The sequence below is a fragment of the Halopenitus salinus genome, assembly GCF_042662125.1.
In the GTDB taxonomy this organism is placed as follows: Archaea; Halobacteriota; Halobacteria; order Halobacteriales; family Haloferacaceae; genus Halopenitus; species Halopenitus salinus.
Genome location: NZ_JBHSXL010000012.1, coordinates 22,659 through 32,422, shown reverse-complemented (window position 1 = coordinate 32,422; position 9,764 = coordinate 22,659). Strand labels below are relative to the sequence as shown.

The window sequence follows — 9,764 nt, the reverse complement described above, 5'->3', positions numbered from 1 at the left end:
ATATAGTATAACTCAATCTCTGATCTCTGAAAGACATTGCCTCGCTGAGGAGGACGCCTTGTACAGAATCACTCCACGATTCAATCCCGCATTTCCTCAGATGTCACCGTTCGCTCGAATACGCGTTTGCCCTTCCACAGTGATCTGGTAGAGGTTTCTCGTCCAGGTTGGATTCAGATTAACGCGGCTAGCTCGCGCGTTGAACTTCGATGCGAATGCGTTTCTGGAGGCATCGACTGCCCACTGGTAATCTTCAGGGGTCAACTCAAGTCCTTCTTCGTTGACCATCTTTCTTGCTAAGCTTTCTTGTTGGGAAGGCGATGCTGCTGTTTCGTCCTCTTCGTGGGTCTTGTTCGCCACCAGAAACGGGCCTCCGCCAACAGAAACTCGATTCAGGTAATAGTCTTCCTCGTGGGCCAGATTATTGAGCGTCTTCGTCGTTGTATTTTCATCGTCTTCCAGAAGGTCGTCCACGTCAGACCTTCCGAACTTGTCGTCCAGCGTGTATTCCTCTTCGATGATCTCAAGCAGTTCCTGCCGGCGAGGACTTAATTCAGTCCACTCAGCCACTTCCTCAGTCATCCGCTGTAATTGATATGAACGGGGGAGAGGAAATAAACATTCTCTAAACTACTCTCGATTGTAAGTAGTAAGACGTCACTCTATGAGATAAGTATTTATCACTCACTACAATGAGTATGGGTATATGGCCGGTAGTGAGTACACAATTAGCCAACTACGGGGTGTTTTGACTGGTGATTTGGATTGGCCCCAGTACCAGGCTGCCGCTTACTGCGCTCTAGTGATGAACGGTGAGCTGCAGGTCAAAGACATTGAGTTGGAGGCCGATATCCCAAACTCGCGCGTTTACGGTGTGCTATCTAAACTGGAAGAGCGAGGTTGTGTCAAGCAGAAAGGGTTCAGGCCGAAAACATACGACGCAATTCATCCACGTGATGTCATCAGCGATGAGGTTGAACAATTCCGACGCAAATCAGAACAGGCAAAGAGTCGCCTTGAAGAAGCATGGGAAGCCGAACGGTCCTTATTCAACGACGACGATGATACGTGGGCATTAGACAGTACGCGAGGACTTGTTAATCAAGTTCGGACAGCCATTACAGACGCTGAAGAAGCAATCTACGCGGTGGATGCCAACCTTCGTTGGGTTTCACGGGAAGATCGTGAGCTGATGTCCGACCTTGTTGATGATGGTGTGAGCGCCAAAATCATCGGAGCAGATGATGACAAGACTGTCGACAGGCTGGCTGACGAGGGTGTGACAACATTCCAATCTAACAGTATTGAGCGCAGCTTCTACGTAATCGATAACAGTCGGGTGATCGCCCGTATCGGGCGGGGTGGATCAGGGGTTGCCTTCTCTGATTCCGCCATGGCAACCATCTTTATTAGAGACTTCGAAGATTTAGCTAGTGAGGCAACAAAGGTGAGTCCACTTGCACCGTAGAGAGGTGATTCCACTAGCCCTCATGTATTCCGAGGATCGAGAAGCGGTGCAGGGGAGAACGCGCTTCCAGAAAATGGTCTTCTTACTGCAACAACAACTGGAAACTGATTCTAGCATTAGCACTTATGACTTTGAAGCCTACGACTACGGCCCTTTCTCGAAGGGACTCTACGATGATTTGGATGATCTAATCGACCGAGGGCTTGTAGAAGAGACCCGTGAGGAGTTTGACGAGGACAAGGCGCTATACGAGTACGAACTTACTGAAAAGGGACGCGATCTCGCCAAGCGATTCGAAGACCTGAAAGAAACTAATCAGGTGCTTAACCTTTCTGAGGAGCTCAAAGATGAATTCAATCAAAAAGATCTTTCTGAGGTTCTCGATTTCGTTTACTCGGAATACCCAGAGTATACCGAAAACAGCGTTCTTCGGTGACGCTAACTCGATATCCGTCTGAAAAATTGAACCGCTTCAGGCAACAGTCTAAGTAAAGACTATATTACTTCGTTGATACAGTCGCTGATATCCTCGAATGACGCGTAAGAAAATCGGTCGAAACACCGGCCACTCCGGACGAGTCAATATCTCTGGATCTGAGCTTGATACGGTCGGCGCTGATATCGGCGACACGATTGAAGTCGATGTCGCCGACACGAAAGACGTCGCACATGCTCTCATCGACAGCAAAGACTCTGAGAAATTCCTCATCGTCACCCCGATCTAACGCATGCAGACAGCACTCACCTATCGGACGAATCGCGACCTGTTCTCGAACTACTACCTGGACGAGCACCTCCCCGAGACTGAGGCGTGGGACGAGCTTAGCGACGATGAACTCCGCGAGGCGAAAGCGGACATTATGGACCTGTGGGAGCGCGAGAAGGGAACTGCTCCCAAGCGCAACGAGTCCCAGCTCGAGGAGAAGTTCATCCGGCCGATGTTCCGGAAGCTGGGCATTCCCTTCGAGGTTGAGGAGAGTACCAGCCGGACCCAACGTCGGCCCGACTACGGCTTCTTCGAGTCCGAGGACGCCGCACGTGGCGCGTTCGAGCGCCGCGAGGAAGGAGGCGATTTCTACAAGGACGCCGTCGCCGTCGCGGACGCCAAGCGCTGGGGTCGGCCACTCGACACCCGTGGGAGTGGGGAACACGAGCGGGACTTCGAGAACCCGAGCTACCAGATTCACGTCTACCTGCAGGAGACGCCGGCGCGGTGGGCCGTCCTCACCGACGGGAAGAAGTGGCGGCTCTATTACGGCCCGACGAGCCACCGCCTGGACTCCTACTACGAGATCGACCTACCGACCGTTCTCGAACAGGGCGATCTTGAGGACTTCAAATACTTCTACCTCTTTTTCAGGCACGGCGCATTCCTCGAGGACTCTAGCGGCGAGTGCTTCCTGGACGACGTCTACGACGAGTCCAACGTCTTCGCCCAGGAGTTAGGAGCCGATCTCCAGGACAACATCTACGAGGCGATCAAGGTCCTCTCGGAGGGGTTCATGCAGTACCCGGACAACGACCTCTCCGAAGAGGATCTCGACCTCATTCACGACAGCTCCCTCATCTACCTGTATCGGCTCATCTTCGTCCTCTACGCAGAGAGTGAGGGCCGTGACCTCCTCGATACGACTAACGAGATCTACGAGGAATCGTACAGCCTGAACTCCCTCAAGCAGGATATCGCTGAGGAACTGGACAGTTCGAGCCCGAAATATCGAGACTGGCAGGACAACCTCTGGGACCGACTGGACGAGCTGTTCAAGCTCATTGACCAGGGGAGCAAGTCGCGCGGTATCCCCGAGGAGGACCTTTACATCCCAGCGTACAACGGTGGGCTGTTCAGGACCAACCCTGACGATGACGACAGTGTTGAAGCCCGGTTCCTCGCGAATCACCAGGTGGGCGACGCCTACCTCGCGGAGGTTATCGAACTCCTCACGCGGAGTCAGAACGGCAACGGTGGCGGGAAGATCTTCGTCGACTACTCGTCGCTGGATGTCCGCCACCTCGGGAGCATCTACGAGGGGCTGCTGGAGTATCAGCTCGACGTTGCCGACGAGCCCCTCGCACTGGAAGATGGTGAGTACGTCCCCGCCGGCGAGGGCGACGAAGTGATCGTCGAGGAGGGCGAAGTCCACCTTTCAACTGGTTCTGGCGAACGGAAGGCGACGGGGTCCTACTACACGCCGGAGTATGTCGTTGAGTACATCGTCGAAGAGACGCTCGGCCCGCTCGTCGACGACATTCGAGGTAGCCTCGTGGGCCAAAGTGCGTTCGACGAGGGTGGCTTCGCTGAGGAATTCGCTGAGGGAGTGTTCGATCTCAAAATCCTCGACCCCGCGATGGGGAGCGGTCACTTCCTGACGAGCGCCATCGACTACCTGGCGCGCGAAATCATCGACGCTCAGGAGCGTCAAGCCGCACAGCAGGGAATCGAGACCGTCGATGAGGAACACGACATCAACTGGGCCCGCCGGCAGGTCGCCCAGCGCTGTATCTACGGCGTCGACCTGAATCCGCTGGCCGTCGAGCTCGCGAAGGTGTCGCTCTGGCTCCGGACACTCGCGGCTGAACAGCCGCTCGCGTTCCTAGATCACCACCTGAAAACAGGGAACTCGTTGGTCGGTAGTGACATCGAGGAAATTGAGGAATTGGAATCTGATGCCGGCGGCGGCGGGCAGAACGCGACGCTCGCGGACTTCGGTGTGGCTCGAAAGGGAACCATCGAGCAGCTGATGCGGATCTATCAGGACTTCATCGCCATCGAGAACCAGGATCTCGCCGATGTCAAGGAGATGGAGGCCAAGTACGACGAGTTCGAGCGGAACAAGCTCCGTCGACGGTTGGAGGGGATGGCGAACGTCCACACGGCTGAACAGTTTGGTCTCGATAACCTCCCAAGTGATGCCTACAAACGAATAGCGACCGCTCTCGAAGACGATGAGAAATGGGACGACGTGGCACAGACGCGATGGTTCCAGGACGCCCAGAAATGGGCCCAGACCGATCGCTACTTCCACTGGAAGTTGGAGTTTCCGGAGGTTTACTACGATGAAGAAGGTAACGCGCTAGAAGAAAGAGGATTCGACGCGGTAATCGGGAATCCGCCCTGGGTTGCAACCGCGGGCCGTGCTGACATCAGTGCGAACATCGATACGGATCTCCGGTCCTACCTTGAAGGTGCCTTCCGCTCCACAAAGAACCAATTCGACCTCTATGTCGCATTCTATGAACAGTCTATTCAGCAGTCGAAGAAGGGACGAGTGGGGATCATTGTCCCTGACGCTATCCTCACTCGCGAACAGAACGAACCGATACGCGATTTCGTTCTATCGAACACCTCACTTTCCGAGATCGTTCGAGTCGGAACTGCCTTTGAAGATGTCGAAACCGGTGCTGTCATCCTTGTAAGTAGCGGTAACGAAGACAAAATCCGCTGTGCAGGTACGACAGCCGGTACTGATCTTCCGTCGCTCGATTACAACCGGATACCTCACCACGTCTTTGAACAACAGGAGGCAAAGCGATTCCTCATCTATCTCGATGAGAAAACGCGGTCGATACTCAGTAAGGTAGAGAATAAAAACCCGCTCGGGGAGTACATCGATATTTCCAGGGGGGAAGAAATCAGCAAGCGGGCTGATTTCCTCTCCGAGAATCCACAGTCGAACACTCGTCCTATCGCCCCCGGTGGCGCAATCATACGCTACGGGATAAACGATGAAGAGATTCGATATATAACCGGAACTGATATCGAAAAGAGCAATCGCAACTACCGAAGCCCAAAGCTGATTTTCCGACAGACGAGCGATTCGTTAGTCGGGACGTTCGATTCGGAGGATCTGGTGACGATCAAGTCGGCGTACAATATCCATAGTAATTCGGACTCGACTGACGAGTTGAAACACATCCTAGGAGTTCTGAATTCGAGGCTACTCAACTTCTACCATCACTATAAGCACGCTGCGTACCGGTCCGTCTTCCCGCAAATAAATCAGTCGACCTTTGAGGCGTTTCCCGTCGCTATCGACGAGGGGGCAGACGAAAAGATCGTCAACACCGTCGATGAATTACTTGACTTGACTGACGAACGATCGCGTATAAATCTCCGAATCGACGACTATCTCGGCAATTACGAACTGGGGCCCTCCATCCAAGAAATCCCCGAATGTCAACCCTCTGAAGGAGTCTCGACGACGAAACTTGCGTCGACCAGCGAGGAGTGGCCGAACCTGAAAATCGGAACGGTCGCCGTCAAAAATACACGTACCTCTCTCGTCGTAACCGCTACCGCGCGGTTCAAACCGGACGACGATAGCGCTGAAACGGATCGATGGGGCTACGCCGAAACTGATCCGATTCCAGCGCTGGAATTCACGGGACGAGACCCTGAATACGAAGCCTTAATAGAGACGTTTGTTCCGTATGCTGCTGAGAAGGCTGGTGGCTTCGCTAACTTCAGAGAGAACGCGACTACTTCGAAGTCCCTCTACGATCGCCTAGGTGAGTTACAGTTGCCCAAAATCGACGACGTAGAACGAGGTCTACAACAGTATATCGACAAGCGGGATCGTGCTCACGAACTCGACGATCAGATAGCAGATGCTCGGAGAACAATCGAGGACCGCGTCTGTGCTCTCTACGAATTGACTAAAGAAGAAAAAACGACAGTTCGAGACGAATTCGGGGATGACTAACTTCGAAGTCGGCGACCACGTTAATTTCGCCGGCGGGCGTGGAGAGATCACGAAAATCGAGGAACGGCCGAACGGCGGCCACCTCCTCCACGTCTATACCTCGGAGGGGCAGCTCCGCAAACTCCCCAGCGGTCTCCCTCACATCGAGAAACTCGATTCGCTCGTCGACCGGCTCGCAGCAGGCCAGTCCGACGCCCCGCTCCACTACGATCTTCGAGAGCGGGCGATCCGGCTCGATCTCGCCTACAAGTACGACCGGTTCCTCTCGCTGACTAGCAACCGTATCGAGATCGAACCGTATCAGGTCCAGGCCGCCTACGAGATCCTCAACTCCTACGACCACCGCTACCTCATCGGCGACGAAGTTGGCCTCGGGAAGACCATCGAAGCTGGCATCGTCATCGAGGAGCTCATCGCACGCGACCGGGCCGACCGGGTGCTCATCGTTGCGCCGGCGCCGCTGACCGTCCAGTGGCAGGAGGAAATGCGCGAGAAGTTCGACCGCAACTTCGTCATCTACGACCGCGAAACCGTCCGGACCCACCGGAAATCCCACCCCAACCAGAACGTCTGGAAACAGGAAGACCTCATCATCACCTCCATCGATTTCGCGAAGCAGACGACGGACGACCCCGAGTCGGACCGCGTTTCCGTCCTCGATGCCCTCCAGAATCTCGACGAGGAGTGGGACGTCGCGGTCTTCGACGAGGCTCACCACCTTACGGCCAGACGGTCGAGTGACGACTCCATCGAACGAACACAGCGATACCAGGTCGGCGAGGCGGTCGCCGACAACTCCGATTCGCTCCTGCTGCTCACCGGGACCCCACACAAGGGGAAATCAGACCAGTTCTACTTCCTCGTGAGTCTGCTCGATCCGTACCGCTTCAGCCACGAATCACAGATCAGCCCTGACGCGCTTGAGGACCTGATGATCCGGCGGCTGAAGGATGATATGTACGAGACCGACGGGACCCGAATGTTCCCCGAGAAGAACATCGAGGCACTCCCGGTCGAGATGACTCGCGAGGAGCGGAAGCTGTACGACGATGTCACCGAGTACATCCGCGAGTACTACAACCTCGCCCAGCAGGAGGAGAATCAGGCGGCGGGGTTCACGATGGTCATCTACCAGAAGCGGCTGGTCTCGAGTATCTACGCGATCCGGAAATCCCTCGAAAACCGGATGCGAGCGATTCAGAACGACGCCGTCGCCGAGGACCTCCCTGACGAGGTTCAGGACCTCATTCCGCGATATAGTACCGAACCCGAGACGCTGACCGACGCCGAGCGTGCCCGCGTCGAGGAGGCACTGGAGACCGTCACCATCACGCTCAATCGGTCGAAGATCCAGCAGGAACTGGATCGCGTGAAACAGCTCTGGCAGCAAGCTAAGAACATCGAGACCGACTCGAAAGCCCGACTGCTTCGCCAGTTCGTCGATCGCATTCTCTCCGATGACCCCGACGAGAAGATCCTCATCTTCACCGAGTACACGGACACGCTGGAGTACCTGCGTGACGAGGTGTTCCCCGAGCACGATATCGCGCAGGTGTACGGCGATCTCGACCAGGATCGTCGACGAGAGGAGATGGAGAAGTTCGAACAGGAGGCGAACCTGATGCTCGCGACCGACGCCGCCCAGGAGGGGCTCAACCTCCAGTTCGCTCACATCATGGTGAACTACGACCTGCCGTGGAATCCCATCCGCATCGACCAGCGAATGGGGCGACTCCACCGCTACGGCCAAGAACATACCGTCGAGATCCGCAACCTCTTCTTCGCCAACACCCGCGAGAGCGAGATTTTGAATCTCCTCATCGAGAAGACCAACCAGATCGAGTCTGACCTCGGGATGCGCTCGGACGTGCTCGGTCGCGTGTTGGAAGACGTCGACCTCGATAAAACCATCATGGCGGCCATTGCCGAGGGCCAGCCGACCGAGGAGGTCGTTGCCGACGTTGAGGCGACGATCGAAGAGCGCAAGGAAGCGATCCAGACCGTCGAAGACGACTTCCTCATCCGAGACAGGTTCGACCTCTCGGGCGAAGACGACGAGATTCTGGACGTCATCGAGCGGAGCCAACACGGCGAGGTGTCCGAGAACGATATCGAGACGCTCGTTCGGGTGTTCTTCGACGAGTTCGGTGGTTTGATCACGGGCGTCCGCCCCGGTCCCGCACGGACGGACGGCGACGTGTTCCAACTCGACGTCCCCGATGTACTGAATGGCAGTCATGTCCACCGCCGCTACGAACGGGCAACGTTCACCAAAGAGATCGCCATTGTGGAGGACGACATCGAGTTTATCTCGCTCGATCATCCACTCGTCCAATCACTCATTGAGTTTTGCCTGGACTCGGAGCGAGTCCAAGGCCAGGTAGCAACGAAAGTGGCTGCGAGCGCTGATCGTGCGCCGGGCATCCTCTTCAATTACCGACTCGGCTACGTCTCAGGGGCCGGAGACGTAGTGACCGAAAAGTTCGTTCCACTCTATGCCACGCTAGACGAGTCAATTATGACGGAGGTTCCGGAGTTCGTGGAGACGATGCCACCGGAAGATGCAGCGTCCCATCCGGATTGTGAACAGCTCGCTGCAGTGGTTGACGACCTCCATCAGGCGGCCGAGATGGAGGCCTGGACGCAGGTAGAATCATTTGCTCAGGAAGCTCGCTGCGAGCGTGAACGCGAAATCGAGATCAAGCGTGAACACGCCGAGCGTTACTTCGCCGAGCAAATCGAGGAATGGGAGGAGCGCCTCGAAACGTACCAGCAGCGTGCAGAGCAGGGGCGGGACATGTCCGCCCCGATTGGGAATGCAAAACAGAAACTCGAGAGTCTCCGTCGTGAGCGCGAAGCGGAGCTTGCGCAACTCGACGAGGAGCAACACGTCACGCCGGAAGAGCCCGACCTGGTGACCGCAGCGTTTGTCGTTCCATCGCCGCAGGTGGGCAACTGATGGTAGAAGTCGTCAACGTCGTCGCGTCGGGAGCCCTCGATGTGGAACTCGATCTTGAGGCAGTCGCCCGAGACCTTGACGACGTCGTCGACTACGATCCCGAGAAATACCCTGGTGCCTACGTTCGATTCGGTGGCGACGAGCCGCTGGTCACGCTCTACCGCACCGGGAAGTACATCATCACCGGAGCGTCATCCGAAGCCGAGGCTGGACAGCTCCGAGAGAAGTTCCTGACCCTCCTGCATCGCCACGGGATTGTCTCGGCTGCCGAGGATGCCTGGTTCACCGTCCAGAACTACGTGTGTATGGCAGATATGGAGCGGTCGGTTAATCTGTCAGCCCTTGCGATCGGCTTAGGGCTTGAGGTGACGGAGTACGAGCCTGAGCAGTTCCCCGGCTTGGTGTACCGACCTCACGACCACGCGTGCGTACTACTGGTATTTGCTACCGGGAAGGTGGTGATCACTGGCGCGCAAGAGACTGAGTCAGCTGAAGCAGCTTTCGCAGCGTTCCGTGACTCAATCGAAACACTGCTTGCAGACGAGTGATCCGCTGAATCGCGGCCCTGTTAACCAACAGAATCTGTGTATCGCGATTATTGTTGGTTAACTGCCGCCAGTTAGCCGAAGCGTTGCAG

The 9,764-nt window shown here is 55.9% G+C and carries 7 protein-coding genes; 6 read left to right on the top strand and 1 reads right to left on the bottom strand.

Features of this window, described 5'->3' with window-relative positions; all coding sequences use genetic code 11:
* Positions 1-96 precede the first annotated feature (96 nt).
* Complete coding sequence (locus ACFQE9_RS14360; RefSeq protein WP_379746195.1) at positions 97-582, bottom strand: hypothetical protein; 486 nt, start codon at positions 580-582, stop codon at positions 97-99.
* Positions 583-706: 124 nt separating this feature from the next.
* On the opposite strand from ACFQE9_RS14360, the gene ACFQE9_RS14355 reads away from it, so the two are divergent.
* The 6 genes from ACFQE9_RS14355 (at position 707) to ACFQE9_RS14330 (ending at position 9,675) form a co-directional block, all read left to right on the top strand.
* Positions 707-1,468 carry a TrmB family transcriptional regulator gene (locus ACFQE9_RS14355; protein WP_379746193.1) on the top strand — a complete coding sequence of 254 codons (762 nt, stop codon included), beginning with the start codon at positions 707-709 and terminating at the stop codon, positions 1,466-1,468.
* On the top strand, positions 1,458-1,904 hold the full coding sequence (locus ACFQE9_RS14350; protein WP_379746190.1) for a type II toxin-antitoxin system antitoxin SocA domain-containing protein: 447 nt from the start codon (positions 1,458-1,460) through the stop codon (positions 1,902-1,904). Before ACFQE9_RS14355 ends, ACFQE9_RS14350 begins: the two co-directional genes overlap by 11 nt.
* A 97-nt stretch (positions 1,905-2,001) precedes the next feature.
* A complete protein-coding gene (locus tag ACFQE9_RS14345) occupies positions 2,002-2,193 on the top strand; it encodes a hypothetical protein (protein ID WP_379746187.1) in 192 nt (63 codons plus the stop codon).
* A 3-nt stretch (positions 2,194-2,196) separates the two neighbouring features.
* Entirely contained in the window at positions 2,197-6,168 is a 3,972-nt protein-coding gene (locus ACFQE9_RS14340; RefSeq protein WP_379746183.1) for an Eco57I restriction-modification methylase domain-containing protein, read from the top strand.
* Positions 6,161-9,127, top strand: coding sequence for a DEAD/DEAH box helicase (locus ACFQE9_RS14335; protein WP_379746180.1), 2,967 nt, complete (start codon positions 6,161-6,163; stop codon positions 9,125-9,127). Before ACFQE9_RS14340 ends, ACFQE9_RS14335 begins: the two co-directional genes overlap by 8 nt.
* The gene (locus ACFQE9_RS14330) at positions 9,127-9,675 is read left to right on the top strand and encodes a TATA-box-binding protein (RefSeq protein WP_058826564.1); all 549 of its coding nucleotides are present in this window, start codon (positions 9,127-9,129) and stop codon (positions 9,673-9,675) included. The genes ACFQE9_RS14335 and ACFQE9_RS14330 overlap by 1 nt, the downstream gene beginning before the upstream one ends.
* Positions 9,676-9,764: the final 89 nt, after the last annotated feature.